The sequence below is a fragment of the Paenarthrobacter sp. genome, assembly GCF_031180005.1.
In the GTDB taxonomy this organism is placed as follows: Bacteria; Actinomycetota; Actinomycetes; order Actinomycetales; family Micrococcaceae; genus Arthrobacter.
In genome coordinates, this window is the sequence record NZ_JAPSHI010000025.1 from 38,686 (window position 1) to 54,197 (window position 15,512).

17 protein-coding genes and 2 pseudogenes are annotated in these 15,512 nt (G+C 61.5%); 13 read left to right on the forward strand and 6 right to left on the reverse strand.

The features are described 5' to 3' along the window. Window positions 1-247 precede the first annotated feature (247 nt). Window positions 248-709, forward strand: coding sequence for a GatB/YqeY domain-containing protein (locus RIF72_RS16170; RefSeq protein ID WP_309075857.1), 462 nt, complete (start codon window positions 248-250; stop codon window positions 707-709). A gap of 5 nt (window positions 710-714) precedes the next feature. Here RIF72_RS16170 and RIF72_RS16175 read toward each other — a convergent pair whose 3' ends face one another. The 3 genes from RIF72_RS16175 to RIF72_RS16185 all read right to left on the reverse strand — a co-directional run bounded on the left by RIF72_RS16175 (window position 715) and on the right by RIF72_RS16185 (window position 2,308). Continuing rightward, entirely contained in the window at window positions 715-1,446 is a 732-nt protein-coding gene (locus tag RIF72_RS16175; RefSeq protein WP_309075858.1) for a DUF72 domain-containing protein, read from the reverse strand. Window positions 1,447-1,498: 52 nt separating this feature from the next. Next, window positions 1,499-1,717: a hypothetical protein gene (locus tag RIF72_RS16180; protein WP_309075859.1), complete on the reverse strand. Its 219-nt coding sequence runs from the start codon at window positions 1,715-1,717 to the stop codon at window positions 1,499-1,501. 132 nt (window positions 1,718-1,849) lie between these two features. Further along, the gene (locus RIF72_RS16185) at window positions 1,850-2,308 is read right to left on the reverse strand and encodes a MarR family winged helix-turn-helix transcriptional regulator (RefSeq protein ID WP_309075860.1); all 459 of its coding nucleotides are present in this window, start codon (window positions 2,306-2,308) and stop codon (window positions 1,850-1,852) included. A 139-nt stretch (window positions 2,309-2,447) separates the two neighbouring features. On the opposite strand from RIF72_RS16185, the gene RIF72_RS16190 reads away from it, so the two are divergent. The 11 genes from RIF72_RS16190 to RIF72_RS16240 all read left to right on the forward strand — a co-directional run bounded on the left by RIF72_RS16190 (window position 2,448) and on the right by RIF72_RS16240 (window position 12,441). Then, window positions 2,448-3,386, forward strand: coding sequence for an SDR family NAD(P)-dependent oxidoreductase (locus RIF72_RS16190; RefSeq protein WP_309075861.1), 939 nt, complete (start codon window positions 2,448-2,450; stop codon window positions 3,384-3,386). Window positions 3,387-3,388: 2 nt separating this feature from the next. Then, window positions 3,389-4,282, forward strand: a complete 894-nt coding sequence (locus RIF72_RS16195; protein ID WP_309075862.1) for an amidohydrolase family protein — start codon at window positions 3,389-3,391, stop codon at window positions 4,280-4,282. A gap of 10 nt (window positions 4,283-4,292) precedes the next feature. Next, window positions 4,293-5,501 carry an acyl-CoA dehydrogenase family protein gene (locus tag RIF72_RS16200; protein ID WP_309075863.1) on the forward strand — a complete coding sequence of 403 codons (1,209 nt, stop codon included), beginning with the start codon at window positions 4,293-4,295 and terminating at the stop codon, window positions 5,499-5,501. Between the two features lie 42 nt (window positions 5,502-5,543). Next, entirely contained in the window at window positions 5,544-5,999 is a 456-nt protein-coding gene (locus tag RIF72_RS16205; protein WP_309075864.1) for a MaoC family dehydratase, read from the forward strand. Between the two features lie 55 nt (window positions 6,000-6,054). Next, window positions 6,055-7,380 (forward strand): MFS transporter, encoded by a 1,326-nt coding sequence (locus RIF72_RS16210; RefSeq protein WP_309075865.1) that lies wholly within the window; start codon window positions 6,055-6,057, stop codon window positions 7,378-7,380. A gap of 12 nt (window positions 7,381-7,392) precedes the next feature. After that, entirely contained in the window at window positions 7,393-8,943 is a 1,551-nt protein-coding gene (gene menE, locus RIF72_RS16215; protein WP_309075866.1) for an o-succinylbenzoate--CoA ligase, read from the forward strand. A 166-nt stretch (window positions 8,944-9,109) separates the two neighbouring features. Then, the gene (locus RIF72_RS16220) at window positions 9,110-9,607 is read left to right on the forward strand and encodes a DUF805 domain-containing protein (protein ID WP_309075867.1); all 498 of its coding nucleotides are present in this window, start codon (window positions 9,110-9,112) and stop codon (window positions 9,605-9,607) included. Window positions 9,608-9,736: 129 nt separating this feature from the next. Continuing rightward, entirely contained in the window at window positions 9,737-10,957 is a 1,221-nt protein-coding gene (gene lhgO, locus RIF72_RS16225) for an L-2-hydroxyglutarate oxidase (protein ID WP_309075868.1), read from the forward strand. A gap of 77 nt (window positions 10,958-11,034) precedes the next feature. Continuing rightward, a complete protein-coding gene (locus RIF72_RS16230) occupies window positions 11,035-11,250 on the forward strand; it encodes a hypothetical protein (protein WP_309075869.1) in 216 nt (71 codons plus the stop codon). Between the two features lie 126 nt (window positions 11,251-11,376). Then, window positions 11,377-11,679 (forward strand): DUF4193 domain-containing protein, encoded by a 303-nt coding sequence (locus RIF72_RS16235; RefSeq protein ID WP_309075870.1) that lies wholly within the window; start codon window positions 11,377-11,379, stop codon window positions 11,677-11,679. Between the two features lie 216 nt (window positions 11,680-11,895). Further along, window positions 11,896-12,441 carry a hypothetical protein gene (locus RIF72_RS16240; protein ID WP_309075871.1) on the forward strand — a complete coding sequence of 182 codons (546 nt, stop codon included), beginning with the start codon at window positions 11,896-11,898 and terminating at the stop codon, window positions 12,439-12,441. A 112-nt stretch (window positions 12,442-12,553) separates the two neighbouring features. On the opposite strand, the gene RIF72_RS16245 is transcribed toward RIF72_RS16240, so the two are convergent. From RIF72_RS16245 to RIF72_RS16255, 3 genes and pseudogenes are all read right to left on the reverse strand, one after another. Continuing rightward, complete coding sequence (locus RIF72_RS16245; RefSeq protein WP_309075872.1) at window positions 12,554-14,092, reverse strand: APC family permease; 1,539 nt, start codon at window positions 14,090-14,092, stop codon at window positions 12,554-12,556. Next, a pseudogene (locus RIF72_RS16250) lies at window positions 14,089-14,271 on the reverse strand (agmatine deiminase family protein); the annotation flags it as partial. The gene RIF72_RS16245 and the pseudogene RIF72_RS16250, both read right to left, overlap by 4 nt. A gap of 76 nt (window positions 14,272-14,347) precedes the next feature. After that, complete coding sequence (locus RIF72_RS16255; protein WP_309075873.1) at window positions 14,348-14,479, reverse strand: hypothetical protein; 132 nt, start codon at window positions 14,477-14,479, stop codon at window positions 14,348-14,350. Window positions 14,480-14,679: 200 nt separating this feature from the next. Between RIF72_RS16255 and RIF72_RS16260 the strand changes: the two are divergent. Then, window positions 14,680-15,512 (forward strand): annotated as a pseudogene (locus RIF72_RS16260) (DUF222 domain-containing protein); the annotation flags it as partial.

Below are 15,512 nucleotides of genomic sequence, written 5' to 3' on the forward strand. Positions count from 1 at the left end.
CCTAAGCGCTACGGCTCCTTTGTGCGGTTGGCGGGTCAGCTGGTTTCGCAGGCGAACCTGATTTCCAGTGACTCGATAAGCTAAGCATGCTTACTATTCAGATTTCAAGCATAAATTTGGCTGCGGCAACGAGCTTGTATTGCCGACTGCTTGGACGCTTTGGGGGCTGGGTTCGTGCCGAGGGAGACCCGCTTGAGCGCCCAAGCTGGGAAGATGGCAGGAGGAACCCCGAACAAGGAGCAACATCATGACACTCAAAGAGCGCTTGAAAGCCGACGTCGTCGACCACATGAAGGCAGGCAACAAGACCGCCCTTACCACTGTCCGCAACGTGCTGGGCGAAATTACTACCCGCGAGAAGTCCGGGAAGACGCCGATCGAGTTGGACGACGCCCAGGTGACATCACTGCTCCAAAAGGAAGCCGCCAAGCGCAGGGACACAGCCCGCATCTACACGGAGGCCGGCGAAACCGACCGTGCAGCCGCCGAAGTTGCTGAGGCTGAAATCATCGAGGCTTACCTGCCGAAGGCCCTCACCCGGGAAGAAGTAGAGGCAATCGTCGACGACGCCATCGCGGCACTGAAGGCTGATGGCCAAGAGCTTTCCATGCGTTCCATCGGAGCCGTCATGAAGCCCGTCACCGCCAAGGTTGCAGGACGTTTTGACGGCAAGACTGTCAGTGAGATCGTGCGCGGACGCTTGGCGTAGCGAGCTCAACTGACCCCCAGCAGCCACCGCAAAGTGTCAGCATTCCGCACAGCGTTACCACCGCCGTCGTTGTTGAAGTAGGCGTAGACATCCTTGCCGGAGCCCTCCCACTCGCGAACCCGGTCCGCCCACCATTGGAGATCGTCATCGGAGTAGGAGCCGCCGTACAGGTGCTCATGGTCCGGGCCGTGCAGTCGGATGTACACGAATGGTGCGGTGGCCCGGAGGATGCACGGCAGATGGGCACCACTCATGATGCAGTAGGCGGCACCTCGGCGTTCCAGCAAGGCGTAGACGTCCGGGTGGTCCCAGCTGTCATGGCGAAACTCGACGGCGATGCGAATCCACTGCGGAACGGTTGCCAGGAAGTAGTCGAGTCGGGCGTCGTCGCGTTCAAAATCGGGTGGGAGCTGCGCCAGAAGCACAGCCCTCTTATCGCCGAGTACGTGCCAGCAGCGGACGATCCGTTCTACCCAAACTTCCGGACTGTATAGCTTCTTGCCGTGCGTGAGACCCCGTGGCGCTTTCACTGACATGGCAAAGCCGGGCGGGAGCCGCTCCCTCCAACTCGCGAAGGACGTGTCGCGAGGCCATCGGTAGAAACTCGCATTCAGCTCCACCGTGTTGAATCGCGCTGTGTAGTGGGCCAGGCGCTTGGCTGCAGGAAGGCCGGGGGGATACAACACGTTCTCCCAATGGTCGTAGCTCCAGCCCGAGGTGCCGATGTGGATGCCCATGAAGTGGATGGTAGCTGGTTATTCTCCAGCCGGGGGCGGGCGGCTGGCAGGACTAGCGCCGCCCGGTAGACCTCGCCATCAAAGCTTGGAGGTCTTCGGCAACCTTGGCTACCTCTCGCTGCCTGACGCTTCTTGCTCGTTCCTGTCGGTGTGTTGCGGGCATGGCTGGTCGATGGGTGCTGCGGGTTTGGCGGTGGATTTGCGGATCCCGAACAGGAGCGTCAACGGTGACGGTGCCCTGGAGCGGATCGTGGAAGAGAGGGAAGTTCATAGTCCCTGATCCTGACAGAAGCACCCCGATGCCGATATGGACAGGTGCATACGGTAGCTGGGGGCTGCTGTGCAGATGTCCATCGATCGCACTAAGTTCGGGCAGACGGCCTCCGGCCCGGCCGTGCCGGACCTAACCCCACAGCGCCTTCTTCAGCAGGGCCCTCAGCTGTACGTTCTCTTCCTCACTAAGCGCCGCGAGCTGGGTCTCCTCGCACACTTCCAATGCCGCCCGTGCCTTGTTGTGGATCCGCCGGCCCTCGGTTGTGGAGACGATGATCTTGGCTCGTCGATCCTGCTTGCCTTGCGCTCGTTTAACCAGCCCGCGGTGTTCGAGGTCATCGACGAGGCTGACCACCTGGCTGGGATCCAGGCTGAGGAAATCGGCGAGCTCACGCTGGGTGGGTTCCAGCCCGCTGCACGCGAGAGTCAGTACGGAGAAAGACCGCTCCCGGAGGCCGTAATCAGCCAGTGCCTTGTTGTTCAGGAGTGAACCTGTGGCGTGCAGTTTGGCCAGCAACAGGCCCACATCACTGCCGATTTTTGCTGCGGCAAGGCGCGGGGTTTCCACTTCGGTGCTTTGCGGGCCCATGACAACTCCAATAGTAATGAAAAACAATCGTTGACTTTTTCAATGATCCGTATTCTCATTGATCATGACAAGGATCTCACGATGCAGTGGGATCGGCCTCACCGGCCCCAGCCGGTTACTGCATGCTAAGGAGCACGCCATGAGCTTGAACGGCAAGGTTGCAATCGTCACTGGAAGTGGACAGGGTCTTGGACTCGCTTACGCGAGGGAGCTCGCCCGCCAGGGTGCCGCCGTCGTGGTTAATGACGTGAACGCTGAGACTGCTGCGGAGGCTGTTGCGCAGATTGAGGCCGACGGCGGCCGGGCCACCGCCGTGGTGGTTCCGGTGGGTTCGACGAAGGCTGCGAAGGCTCTGGTGGCGGGTGCTGTTGAGGCGTTCGGCCGCTTGGACATTCTGGTCACGAACGCCGGAATCCTGCGGGATAAGAGCTTGTTGAAGATGACTGATGAGGATTTTGACCTGGTCATCAACGTGCACTTGAAGGGCACGTTCACCTGTGTTCGAGAGGCGTTTGCGTACTTCAAGGAAAACAACGTTGCGGGCAGGATCATCACCATCGGTTCGCCGACCGGCCAGCGCGGCACCTTTGGGCAGACCAATTACGCTGCCGCCAAGGCCGGGATCGTGGGAATGGTCCGGACCTGGGCCCTGGAAATGAAGAAAGCCGGGGTGACGGTGAACTCCGTAATCCCGGTCGCGGCCACGGCGATGACCAAGACCGTCCCGTATTTCCAGAAGGCCGTGGAAGCGGAAGAGCGTGGCGAGGCTATGCCCTCCTTCTTCCGCCACGATCTTGGCTTCGGAACAGCCGACGACGTTGCCGGGCTGATTGCCTTCCTTGCCTCTGACGCGGCTGCCGGCATCACGGGCCAGGCGATTGGTGCCGGTGGGGACCGGTTGCAGGTCTGGACGCACCCGACGCCGGCGAGCACCGAGTACCGCGAGGGTGGCTGGAGCTACGAGGCGCTGCAGGAAAACGCAGGCTCGCTGTTTGCACCGGGGACGTTACAGAGCTTTGGGGAGGAATTCCTGCCGCTGCCCGCCGAACTGCAACCGGAACCGGCCGAGGCTCGCTAACCATGGCTGCTGACCGTTACGAACTGGGCGTCGACGTTGCGAAGCTCGACGCGATCGATATGCATGTCCACCTCGAAGTGGACAGCTGCGGGCATGGCTCACTCCCGGAAGCCCTGACGGAGGCTTCGGCGAAGTACTTCAAGTCCGAGGATCGGACGCCGTCGCTGGACAGGATCGCGGAGGTGTACCGCGGCCTGAACATGGCCGCCGTCGTGTTCACTGTTGACGCCCGGACCCAGCTCAAACACGAGCCGAACAGCATCCCGGAGCTGATCGCGGGGGCGGCGCGGAATAACGATGTGTTGATTCCGTTCGGCAGTGTGGATCCCCGCACGGGCGAGGACGCGATCGCCGGCGCGAAGCATCAGGCTGTTGAACTCGGTGCCCGCGGGTTCAAGTTCCACCCGTCGCTACAGGGTTTCGACCCCTCCAACGAGGCGTTCTATCCGCTGTGGGAAACCCTCCAGGAACTTGGGCTTCCGTGTATTTTCCATACGGGCCAGAACGGTATGGGTGCGGGTCTTCCGGGCGGGTACGGGATCAAGCTCGCGTACTCGAACCCTTTGTTGCTGGATGCTGTGGCCGCTGATTTCCCTGGGCTGCAGATCATCATGGCCCACCCTTCTGTACCGTGGCAGGACGAGGCGAATTCCATCGCGACGCATAAGTCCAACGTCTTCATTGACCTGTCCGGCTGGTCGCCCAAGTACTTCCCGGAGTCCTTGGTGAAGGCCTCGAACTCCGTGCTGCAGGACAAGGTGCTGTTCGGCACGGACTTCCCGCTGATCACGCCGCAGAAATGGCTCGGTGCGTTCGCGGACCTGCCGCTGAAGGACGAAGTGCGGCCCAAGATTCTCAAGGCCAACGCCGTCAGGCTGCTCGGATTGAGCGACTGAGATGACGACGATGACAGCAACAGTGACGGATCAGCGGCTATATGCCGCGGCGGACTGGTACGACGCCGAAGCGCTGCTGACCACCGCGGAACGACAGGTTTTGGGCCGGCTGCGGGACTTCCTGGACACAACGGCGAAGCCCTTGTTGGCAGAGTACTGGGAGCGTGGCGAGTTCCCCGAGCAATTGGCGCGGCCGTTGATCGATCTGGACATCATGGAACCGGCTGATCTCACCGTCGAGGCCCCCGCAAGGGGAATCTTCCATGGATTCCGGATCTTCGAACTAGCCCGCACGGATGCGTCAGTCGCCACCTGGTACACAGCGCAGGCCGGGCTGTTCCGGACCGCGATCCGGGTGGGGGCTTCGGAGGAGCAGCAGAGGGAGTGGATGCCCAAAGTCATCGACTTCTCGCTCAAGGGAGTCTTCTCCCTGACTGAACCGGAGCATGGTTCGGACATCGCCGGCGGACTGGCTACGACCGCTCGCTTTGAAAGAGATTCCGACGGCGGTAGCTGGGTTCTAAACGGTGCCAAGAGGTGGATCGGGGGTGCTTCCGCAGCGGACGTGTTGTGTGTGTTCGCCCGCGACGTCGCCGACGGGCAGGTCAAGGCCTTCCTCGTGGACCGGACCTCCGAGGGCGTGTCCCTTGAGAAGATCCGCGGTAAGACTGCGCTGCGGATGATGCAGAACGCCCACATCACCCTGGAGGGTGTCCGGGTTCCGGAGGCCATGCGGCTGCATAATGTGAACTCGTTCAAGGACGTCGCGGCGATGCTTCGGGCAATGCGCTCAGATGTTGCCTGGATTGCGACCGGCATCCAGGCCGGCGCGTTCGAAGCTGCCTTGGCTTATGTCAAGGAACGCCAACAGTTCGGCCGGAACCTGGGTTCGTTCCAGCTCGTGCAGGAAAAGCTGGCCCGGATGCTCGGCAACATTACCGCGTCGCTGTCGTTGGTGGTCCGGCTGACTGAACAGCAAGGCTGGGGTATCTACCGCGACCAGGACTCGGCCCTGGCCAAGATGCAGACCAGCCTCATGATGCGCGAAACCGTCGCCCTGGCCCGCGAAGTGGTGGGCGGCAACGGCATCACGCTCGCCGCCGACGTCGCACGTTTCCACGCAGACGCCGAGGCCGTCTATTCCTACGAAGGCACCCACGAGATCAACGCCCTCATCATCGGCCGCGCCCTCACCGGCGAGGGCGCATTCACCCGCTAACCCCTTTCTCAATCAGCAAGTCAACTACATCAGGAGGCAACGATGCCCAATCTCGTCGTCGATTTCGACACCCTGCTCACCATGTCCGGCAAGGACCTCGGCAGCACCGACTACCGCGAAATTACCCAGCAGCAGATCAATCTGTTCGCCGACGCCACGGATGACCAGCAGTGGATCCACACCGATCCCGAACGCGCCAAGGAGGGCCCCTTTGGAGCCCCGATCGCTCACGGTTTCCTCACCCTGTCCCTCATCATCCCGTTCTGGGGTGAACTTTTCGACGTAGAGGGCGTGACCACGAAGGTCAACTACGGACTGGACAAAGTCCGCTTCACTTCACCGGTCAAGGTCGGCTCCAAGGTCCGCATGAACGGCGGCATTGCCGAGGTCACCGAAGTCAAAGGCGGCGCCCAGATCAAGGTCAACGCCACCATCGAAATCGAAGGCCAGGAACGTCCCGCCGTCGTCGCCGAGTTCCTGGCTCGTTTCTACAAGTAGGAAGCGTTTCTACAAGTAAAAACCAATCCCGTCCCTCCTCTCCCAAGGAACAGCCATGTCAGGACACACTGCGCTCGCACCGTCGAGCACGGCCGCCAAGCGCAAAGAGGCGCGCACGGTCATCATGTCCAGCTATCTGGGCAGCACCATCGAGTTCTACGACTTCTTGCTGTACGCAACGGCTGCAGCGGTTGCCTTCCCCAAGGTGTTTTTTGCCGGTACTGATGAGTGGGTAGGCGTCGTGGCCGCATATGCCACGTTCGCTGCCGGCTATGTTGCCCGCCCTTTGGGCGGCATCATCTTCGGGCACTTTGGCGACAGAATTGGCCGCAAGGGCATGCTCATTGTCTCCATGGCGATGATGGGTATTGCCTCCACGTTGATTGGCCTGATTCCTGGAGCCAACGTCATCGGTCCTTGGGGTGCCGTGATTCTGGTGGTCCTGCGCGTCTGCCAGGGAATTGCCGTCGGAGGTGAATGGGGTGGGGCCGCACTGATGGCTTTGGAGCATTCGGATCCCAAGCGTCGCGGCTTCGCGGCGTCGTTCGTGAACGCCGGTGCCCCCACGGGCGCAGTCCTCGGTACCGTAGTTATGGGCATCTTCTCGGCCCTTCCTCAGGACGCGTTCTTGGCCTGGGGTTGGCGTGTGCCGTTCCTGTTGTCCTTCGTGCTGTTGATCGTGGGCATGTTCGTGAGGCTGCGGGTTTCCGAGAGCCCCATCTTCGCCGAAGCTGTCGCCAAGGAAAGCGCCCAAGCTACCAAGCGCAAGATTCCGTTGCTGGAAGTGCTTAAGCGTCCCAAGGCGCTCATCATGATCATGTTTGCCGGTGCCGCCGGATTCGGCCTCCAGGTAGTGCTGCCCACGTTCTCCGTAACTTATGCCGTATCCAAGGGCGCACCTCAGCAGGGCGTGCTCTATGCCTTTGCAGGGGCCTCGGCCATCTCCATCCTGTTCGTCCTTCTGGGAGGCAGGCTCTCTGATCGATTCGGACGCCGTCCCGTCATGGTCACGGGCTTGGCGCTGTTTATCCTGTACCTGTTCCCGATGTTCGGAATGCTCAGCTCCGGCAGCATCGCGTTGGTCTTCCTGGCCTTCACGGTGGCGCTGATCCTGCATTCTTCCCTCTACGGACCGCTGGCAGCCTTCGTCTCCGAACAGTTCGGCACCACTAACCGCTATACCGGCGCGGCAGTGGGCTACCAGTTAGCGACGCTGATCGGCGCTGGTTTCACCCCGGGAATCGTTGCCGGACTCTACAAGGACGCCGGCCAGAGCATCGTCCCAGTGGTGGTGTTCCTGTCCGTCATGTCGCTGGTATCGATTGTCTTCATCCTGCTGACGCGGGAGTCTAAGAACAACGACCTCTCTACGGTCAGTTAGGAGTACCGCACCATGAACAACAACGGAGTTGGATCCTGGCTGCACCGGCGCCGGATCAAGTCCGGGGCCAAGACGGCTGTCATTTCCGGTGGGCAGACTTTGAGCTACAGGGACGTGGCAGACCGGACCGACCACTTGGCCAACGCCCTCAAGGACAGGGGAGTGGCCAAGGGGGACAGGGTGGCTTACCTCGGCGAGAATCACCCGTCCTTTGTGGAGACGTTTTTCGCCTGCGGGCTGCTCGGTGCGATCTTCGTCCCGCTGAACACTCGTTTGGCGGCCCCGGAGCTGCAGTTTCAGCTGCAGGACTCAGGCGCACGGCTCATGATCAGTTCAGCAGCCTTGGAGGTCGTGGCCGCCGCATCGTGCGTCAACACCGAAGTCGCCCACCGTCTTGTGGTGGCGCCCGACGACGTCACTGACGCTGCCGCCCTGAAGCTGCCATCCGGCGTCGAGCACTATGGCGAGGTGCTTGAGGCCGCATTCGCAACGCCGCTGGATGAAGCCGTAACGCTGGACGACGCCGCCATGATCCTCTACACGTCAGGTACCACAGGCAAGCCCAAAGGGGCGCTCCTCACGCACGGCAACATCACCTGGAACTGCATCAACACGGTGGTGGACATGGACCTGAACCGCAACGATGTGGCGCTCATGATTTCACCGCTGTTCCACGTAGCGTCCCTGGATATGGGCCTGCTCCCGATGCTGCTCAAGGGCGCAACGGTGATTCTTGAATCCAAATTTGACGCCGGCCGCGTACTGGACCTGATGGGGCAGCACAAGGTCACCACGCTCAACGGCGTCCCAACCACCTTCCAGATGCTCTGTGACCATCCGGGATGGTCGACGGCGGACCTTACGTCACTGGACAAGCTCACCTGCGGCGGTTCCGCGGTTCCGCAGAGGGTGCTGGACGCCTACGAGCAGCGGGGCATCGGGTTTACCAGCTGCTACGGCATGACTGAAACCGCGCCCGGGGCCACCATGTTGCCGGTCTCTGCATCCAAGGAGAAGGCTGGCTCCGCAGGGTTGCCGCACTTCTTTACGGACGTGCGGATAGCCGACCCCACGGGCGGCGTTGCGGGCCTCTGTGAGGTGGGGGAGATCCAAATTTCCGGCCCCAACGTGATCAAGGAGTACTGGAACCGGCCGGAGGCCACTGCCGAAAGCTATTCCGACGCGTCCTGGTTCCGTTCCGGCGACATGGGCTACCAGGACAGCGAAGGCTTCCTGTTCGTCTCCGACCGCATCAAGGACATGATCATTTCCGGTGGGGAGAACATCTACCCGGCCGAGGTGGAGGCTGCCATTGCGGAGCTGCCCGCGGTGGGGAGCGTGGCCGTGATCGGAGTCGACGACGAGAAATGGGGAGAAGTGCCGCGGGCGATCGTCACTCTGCGTGAGGGCGAATCCCTCACCGAGGAACAACTCCGCTCGCATCTTGAGGGCCGGCTGGCAAGGTACAAGATCCCCAAATCGGTGGTGTTCGTTGAGGAGATGCCGCGGACTGCCAGCGGGAAAATCCGGAAGATGGACCTTCGAAAGCACTACGCCCAGTGAGAGTTCCTCTGTTGCGCACGGGACGAAATATTCCGTTACCAAGCTAAATCCGGGTTAATTTCCTCCATCGAACTGCCTAATTCGCTGTCGGGGCATTACGATAAGCACGACTCACTCTGAGCAAGACGCATTGTCACAGCTCACACCTAACCCGGGGGATATAACAATGAGCACTTACCCGCAACAACCGCAGCAGACCGAACAGTACGGCGCACAGGCCGGCGAGCCGCCGCTGTGGGCCCCATACTACGGCGCCCCGATCGGCGCCGCTGTAAAGCGTTTCTTCAAGAAGTACGCCGACTTCTCCGGCCGCGCGAGCCGTAGCGAATACTGGTGGTGGACCCTGGTTTCCGTCATCGTCACCACCATTCTCAACACCCTCGCAACAGTCGTCGGTTCAGCAGGAGCAACCGTCAGCGACTCCGGAACTGTCACTCTCGGTGGCGGAGCCATTGCGTTCTACGTCATCCTCGGCATCTGGGGCCTGGCAACACTCGTCCCGTCCCTGGCTCTGCTGGTTCGCCGCCTGCATGATGGCAACTTCACTGGCTGGCTTGCCCTGCTTGTCCTGGTGCCGTTCCTTGGCGTCCTCGCAGTATTCGTCCTCTCGCTCCTGCCGTCCAACCCGGCCGGTCAGCGTTTCGACAAGCCCACGGCTGCCTAGTCGTTCACGCATCAAATAAAGGGGCGGCACTTCGCGTACCGCCCCTTTTTGCGTGCCCTCTCCGTGCCCACGCCACGGGCTGTGAAATGCTGTCACTAACACGGACCGACCCCAATGACGAGGAGCTCCATGCCCAACCCTCCACAAACGAGAACCGTCAAGCGTTGCGCCGTGATTGGTGGCGGGATCATCGGCGTTGCGGTCGCGAGGGAACTGGCCAACAGACTCGACGACGTCCAGGTCACCGTCTACGAAAAGGAAGACCGGCTCGCAGCACACCAGACCGGGCACAACTCAGGTGTGGTTCACGCGGGCCTTTACTACGAACCGGGCGGGCTGAAGGCAAAGCTATGCCGCAGGGGAGTGGAACTGCTGCAGGAATTCTGCGCCATGAAGAACCTGCCCTATGAGGCTTGCGGCAAATTGGTCATTGCCCAAAGTCCCGAGGAATCCACCCGCTTGGACAACATTTTCGCCCGAGCCGTAGCCAATGGCGTCCCGGGTGCACGGATGTTGCGGGGTGAGCAGATACGTGAGGTGGAGCCGAACGCCGTCGGGCTTTCCGCCTTGCACTCGCCGGAGACGGCGATCGTTGATTACACGGCCATCACCAACGCGCTCGCCGACGACGTCCGCAGCTCGGGCGGGACCATCCGCCTTGGGCAGGAGGTTATTGCGCTTGAGCAGCAGGGTAGTGGCGTGGTGGTCACCACCGAAGAGGGCGGCGAACATTATGACCTCGTGGTGGCGTGTGCGGGTCTCCAGTCGGACCGCTTGGCCGAGGCGGCCGGCGAACCGGCAACGCCGCGGATCGTGCCGTTCTTCGGGCAGTACTTCCTCCTGGGTAAGGAAGCGCGGGATCAAGTGCGAGGCCTGATTTACCCAGTGCCGGACCCCAAACATCCATTCCTGGGAGTACACCTCACCAAACGCATCGACGGAGAGATGATGCTTGGTCCGAATGCGTTTATTTCCTTCGGCCGTGAGTCCTATGCGTGGAGCGAAGTGAATGTCCGCGACGTCCTGAATTACACGCTCTTTCCGGGGTTCTGGAACTTTGCCCGGCAGAACGTGCCTTCAGCGGTTCGGGAATTCCAGACCGTAGTAAGTAAGAAAAAATTCATCCGGGAGGCCATGCGCTTTGTACCCTCACTGGAGGGTGCCACGATTCTGCCCGGAACTCGCGGCGTACGCGCGCAGGCCATGAATGGTGACGGTTCGCTGGTGGACGACTTTGTCATCGCACGACGCCGGGACGCGGTCTTGGTGCGCAACGCACCTTCTCCGGGAGCAACTTCGTCCATGGCGATAGCGGAGTACATCGTGGAGAAGGCTTTGCAGGACAGCTAGGCCGTGTTGCCTGACAGTTAACAAGCTCGTGACCAACCGGAAATTGCCCCCAAACCCAAGGTGGCTACCGTTACTGCATGATCGGATCGCTGGCCTCGCTTGCCACCTCAGTCGGTACTACTATTTCGGCCTGGATCGAGGCAGCCTACGTCCGGGAATGGACTGCCGAAGAGGACACTGCTGGGCATGAGTACATGAGTGACCTGGCGTGGCTCCCGGCCCTCAGCGGTGTCACAGTGGCCAGTGCGCAGGCCATCCAAGCGCACGCCGCAAGGGCCGGCGCAGGGTCCTAGAAGGCGCTCGAAATGCTGCAGAATGTCGCGTTGGGCACACCATTCGTTTATCGCGTGTAACATGCCCTAAACTGCTTCACTGAGGTGCCGAGATAGGCACTATGCAGCAACGAAAGCGAACCCTCAATGGCTACTGATTACGATGCCCCGCGCAAGACAGAAGAAGAGTCTCCCGCTGAATCGCTTGAGGCCCTTCAGGCGTCACGTGGGAACACTGCACAGACCGCGGTCATCGACGTCGAGGAAAGCGATACCGCTGAAGGAATCGACCTTCCCGGCGCCGATCTTTCCGGTGAAGAACTGACTGTCATTGTGGTCCCGGAGCAGTCCGACGAATTCACGTGCGGCTCCTGCTTCCTGGTCCGTCACAGGTCCCAGATTGCGCTGGAAAAGAACGGTCTCAAGTACTGCAAGGACTGCGAAGGCTAAGTAACGCCCGGGTCTCGTTATCTTTGGTTACGAACACGTGCCCGAAGAGCCCTTAAGCGACTACTAAAGACCCACAAAACTGACCTTCAATGACTCTCCTGTGACCCCGCTGGCGCCCGTTTAACGGTTGCGCTCCGAAGCGGCCACAACCCACCCAAAGCCCCCGACGCCCTCCTACTGTTGAAGTATCAACTTCGCCTGAAGGGGGCACAAAAAATGAGGAAATTTGGAGCGGGCCTGGCAGCGGTCCTGGCAGTCGCCGCGCTCGGCCTGGTGGCGCCGGGGCCAGCCTCGGCAGCAACATATTGCGGTATCTCGTGGGGTTCCATGGCCAAGGCCGATCTCGACTGGAGCTCCGCCCATGTCACCAACGTTCGTACGGGTCAACAGCCCTGCTACGACCGGTTGGTGATTGACATGACCGGCAAGGTGGCCGGTTACGTGGTTCAGTACGTTCCGGTGGTGACCCAGGATGCTACTGGCTACCCCATCCCGGTGCTGGGGGATGCTGATCTTCAAGTAATGGTTACGGCGCCGTCGTACAACCAGTACAGCCAGCCGACCTACGAACCGGCAGCCAAGGCCGAACTGTCCAACGTTTCCGGGTACCAGACGTTCCGGCAGGTTGTTTTCGCGGGCAGTTTTGAGGGCACCACGAGCATCGGTCTGGGAGTTCGGGCCCGACTTCCGTTCCGGGTCTTCACCTTGGACGGGCCCGACGGCGGTTCCCGCCTTGTGGTGGATGTGGCCCACCGCTGGTAGGAAGGGCCGCCGCTACTCCCCAAATCACGGGAAAGCGGCGAGTTCGCAGGAAACTTCCCTGCGAACTCGCCGCTTTCCCACGAACTCGGTGGAAGGCGAACCCGGGCCGCGGTTACTCCGGAACTACCAAAGCCGGCGTATCCTTCCGGATGGTCTCGCCGCGGAAGAACCCGGGCCGAACGCGGGACATGATCAGCATGACAACGGCGCCCAAGGCCAGGATGCCGATGCCCAGGACGAACACGAGCCCCACACCGAAGATCTCCGAGCCACTGCCGAACTCCGGAGCCCAGCTGTCCACGGCGGTTTGCAGGAACACCACGAACAGGCCTACGCCACCAAACAAGGGGCACACGAGCCGCAGGAAGAAGTTCCTGGCGCTGGAGAACACGCTGTTACGGAAGTACCAGACACAGGCGATGGCCGTGAGTCCGTAATAGAAGCAGATCATCAGGCCCAAGGCCAGGATGGTGTCGTTCAGGACGTTCTCGCTGATCACGTGCATCACCGCGTAGAAGCCCGCGGACAGGACGCCGGCTGCAATGATGGCGAAGCCCGGCGTCGAGAACTTCTTGCTCATGTGGCGGAAGCGCTCCGGCAGGGCGCCGTAGTGGGCCATCGCCAGCAGGCTTCGCGAAGGCGAGGTGAACGTGGACTGCAGGGATGCCGCGGAGCTGGAGAGCACTGCGAGGGACATGAGGATTGCGAACGGACCCATCACCGGGGACGCGAGTGCGGTGAAGACGTTAGCGTGGTTTTCCTCGTTGTTCAGGCCGATTCCGGTGTCTCCGACACCTGCGAACATCAACGTCGCGATGGTGATCAGGAGGTAGATGCCCAAGACGATCACGGCCGTCAGAGTTCCGGCGAGACCGGCGGTTTTCTTGCCATTGGCGGTTTCTTCGTTCACTGTGAGGCAGACATCCCAGCCCCAGTAGACGAAGATCGACAACGAGATGCCGGCAGCGATCTGACCGAAGGTTTCGATTTTGGTGACGTCGAACCAGTCCCAGCTGAACGGGACAGCGGTTTCGGACGTGGACCAGTTAGCGAATGCCATGGCAACGAACATGCCAAGGACCAACAGCTGGAACCCCACCAGGCCGTACTGGACGATCTTGGTGGTGTGCAGCCCCCGGTAGCTCACCCAGACGGCAAGCGCCACGAAAACGAAGCACGTGGCAACGTTGAGCAGCTTGTTTGAGGCGAGGTCGGCAAGCTCGGGTGAGCCCGTGGCTTGTGCAAGGAACAGGTAGAAGAAGTCCACGGCGACGCCGGCCAAGTTGGAGAGGACGATGATGTTGGCTGCAAGCAAGCCCCAGCCACCCATCCAGCCCACCCACGGACCGAAGGCCTTGGTGACCCACGTGAAGGTGGTGCCGCTGTCCGGGGAGTCTGCGTTGAGTTCCCGGTAGGCAAGCGATACGAGGATCATCGGGATGAACCCGATCAGGAAGATGACGGGCAACTGGAGCCCGACTTCATTGACGGTTGGACCGAGCGCACCGGTCAGCGTGTACGCCGGGGCGATGGTTGAAATGCCAAGAACGACGACGGCGAGGAGCCCCAACTGCCCCGTCTTCAGTCCCTTGCCGCTGATCTGGTGCGATTCGGCAGCTTCATTACCGCTGCGGCGGATTGTCTGGCTCATATGAGGCCCTTTCTAGATGGCCGAGGCTGCTGCTGGGTAATGCAGTGGATGCCGCCGCCCCGTGCGGGGAGTTCGCGCGCGTCCATACTGACTACGCGGCGTCCGGGGTAGGCGTCGGAGAGAATGCGGAGTGCCTTCTCGTCCACGGGGTCGTTGAAAGTGCACGCGATAACTCCGCCAGGGTGTAGCCGCCGGTGGGGATGGCCATCCAGACGCGGTCCTGCGGAGCCGTTTCCGATGGCATGCGCCAAGCGCTCACGCGTCAGCTACCTGGGTTTGGTTCGCGGCTGGCTTGGCGTTGGGGTAGGCCAGTTCGACCGGGCGGACATTCATTGCCGGACGGGCGGCGATGGAAGTTGCGGCTTCCTGGTGTCTGATTTCAATCATGGGGGGCTTTACTCCGTGAGACGACAGTCACTAAATGAATAGCGTTCATTTAGTATGACCGGAGTCACCCTCCAGCGCAAGGCGTGAGCGGCGGCCTCTCTTTTGTGACCGGCGGGCGTTCCTCGGAGCGGGCTGGATGGTTTTCCACATAGGAGCATCGCGGTCTTATCGCGCCCTCGGCTGGCTGGAAGAGTGGGGGCATGGAGCAAATGCGGGAGGGCGAGGCGATTGATGCCGTAGGCCTTCTTCGTGTTCCGGAAGTTGGCGGCTCCTCGGGTGGGCCCGGGGTTTCCGATCTGATCTCGCTCCTGAGCACCGTCAGCTTGGGCGCCGACAGCGCCGGGCTGATCGACCAAATCCGCGGACTGGAGAACCTGAAGTCGGCCATTACCGCTTTGCAGGCGCGGGCGGCTCTGGCTTTTGATCGTGCCCAGCGTGCCGAGCAGGCCGAGGCGGGTGTTCCTGCGTCCGAACGTGGCAGTGGTTCGGGTGTGCAGGTGGCGTTGGCGCGGAGGGAGTCGCCGAATCGTGGGTCCCGGTTGTTGGGTTTGGCGAAGGCTCTTGTGTTGGAGATGCCGCGGACTTTGGCCGCGTTGGAGTCGGGGCAGTTGAATGAGTGGCGGGCGACGCTTTTGGTGAAGGAAACAGCGTGTTTGTCTGTCGAGGACCGGTCCGCGGTGGATGAGGAGCTCGCCGCCGATACCGGGACCTTCGATGGTGCCGGGGATAAGGTGATCGTTGCGGCGGCGAAGGCTGCTGCGTATCGGCGTGATCCTTGGCCGGTGGTTGGGCGTGCGAGCCGTGCCGCCGGTGAGCGGACGGTGAGCCTGCGTCCGGCGCCGGACTCCATGACTTACCTGACCGCCCTGTTACCGGTGGCCCAAGGGGTGGCTGTTTACGGTGCTCTGTGCCGGGTGGCTGATTCTGCCCGTTCCAGTGGCGATGTCAGGTCCGGTGGGGTTGTCCCGACCCGTGGCCAGGTCATGGCCGACACCTTGGTCGAACGCGTCACCGGCACACCCGGCGGGATTTC

Coding starts and splice junctions, on each gene's coding strand:
- RIF72_RS16170 (WP_309075857.1), top strand. CDS start 248: ATGACACTCAAAGAGCGCTTGAAAGCCGACGTCGTCGACCACATGAAG.
- RIF72_RS16175 (WP_309075858.1), bottom strand. CDS start 1,446: ATGGGCATCCACATCGGCACCTCGGGCTGGAGCTACGACCATTGGGAG.
- RIF72_RS16180 (WP_309075859.1), bottom strand. CDS start 1,717: ATGAACTTCCCTCTCTTCCACGATCCGCTCCAGGGCACCGTCACCGTT.
- RIF72_RS16185 (WP_309075860.1), bottom strand. CDS start 2,308: ATGGGCCCGCAAAGCACCGAAGTGGAAACCCCGCGCCTTGCCGCAGCA.
- RIF72_RS16190 (WP_309075861.1), top strand. CDS start 2,448: ATGAGCTTGAACGGCAAGGTTGCAATCGTCACTGGAAGTGGACAGGGT.
- RIF72_RS16195 (WP_309075862.1), top strand. CDS start 3,389: ATGGCTGCTGACCGTTACGAACTGGGCGTCGACGTTGCGAAGCTCGAC.
- RIF72_RS16200 (WP_309075863.1), top strand. CDS start 4,293: ATGACAGCAACAGTGACGGATCAGCGGCTATATGCCGCGGCGGACTGG.
- RIF72_RS16205 (WP_309075864.1), top strand. CDS start 5,544: ATGCCCAATCTCGTCGTCGATTTCGACACCCTGCTCACCATGTCCGGC.
- RIF72_RS16210 (WP_309075865.1), top strand. CDS start 6,055: ATGTCAGGACACACTGCGCTCGCACCGTCGAGCACGGCCGCCAAGCGC.
- menE (WP_309075866.1), top strand. CDS start 7,393: ATGAACAACAACGGAGTTGGATCCTGGCTGCACCGGCGCCGGATCAAG.
- RIF72_RS16220 (WP_309075867.1), top strand. CDS start 9,110: ATGAGCACTTACCCGCAACAACCGCAGCAGACCGAACAGTACGGCGCA.
- lhgO (WP_309075868.1), top strand. CDS start 9,737: ATGCCCAACCCTCCACAAACGAGAACCGTCAAGCGTTGCGCCGTGATT.
- RIF72_RS16230 (WP_309075869.1), top strand. CDS start 11,035: ATGATCGGATCGCTGGCCTCGCTTGCCACCTCAGTCGGTACTACTATT.
- RIF72_RS16235 (WP_309075870.1), top strand. CDS start 11,377: ATGGCTACTGATTACGATGCCCCGCGCAAGACAGAAGAAGAGTCTCCC.
- RIF72_RS16240 (WP_309075871.1), top strand. CDS start 11,896: ATGAGGAAATTTGGAGCGGGCCTGGCAGCGGTCCTGGCAGTCGCCGCG.
- RIF72_RS16245 (WP_309075872.1), bottom strand. CDS start 14,092: ATGAGCCAGACAATCCGCCGCAGCGGTAATGAAGCTGCCGAATCGCAC.
- RIF72_RS16255 (WP_309075873.1), bottom strand. CDS start 14,479: ATGATTGAAATCAGACACCAGGAAGCCGCAACTTCCATCGCCGCCCGT.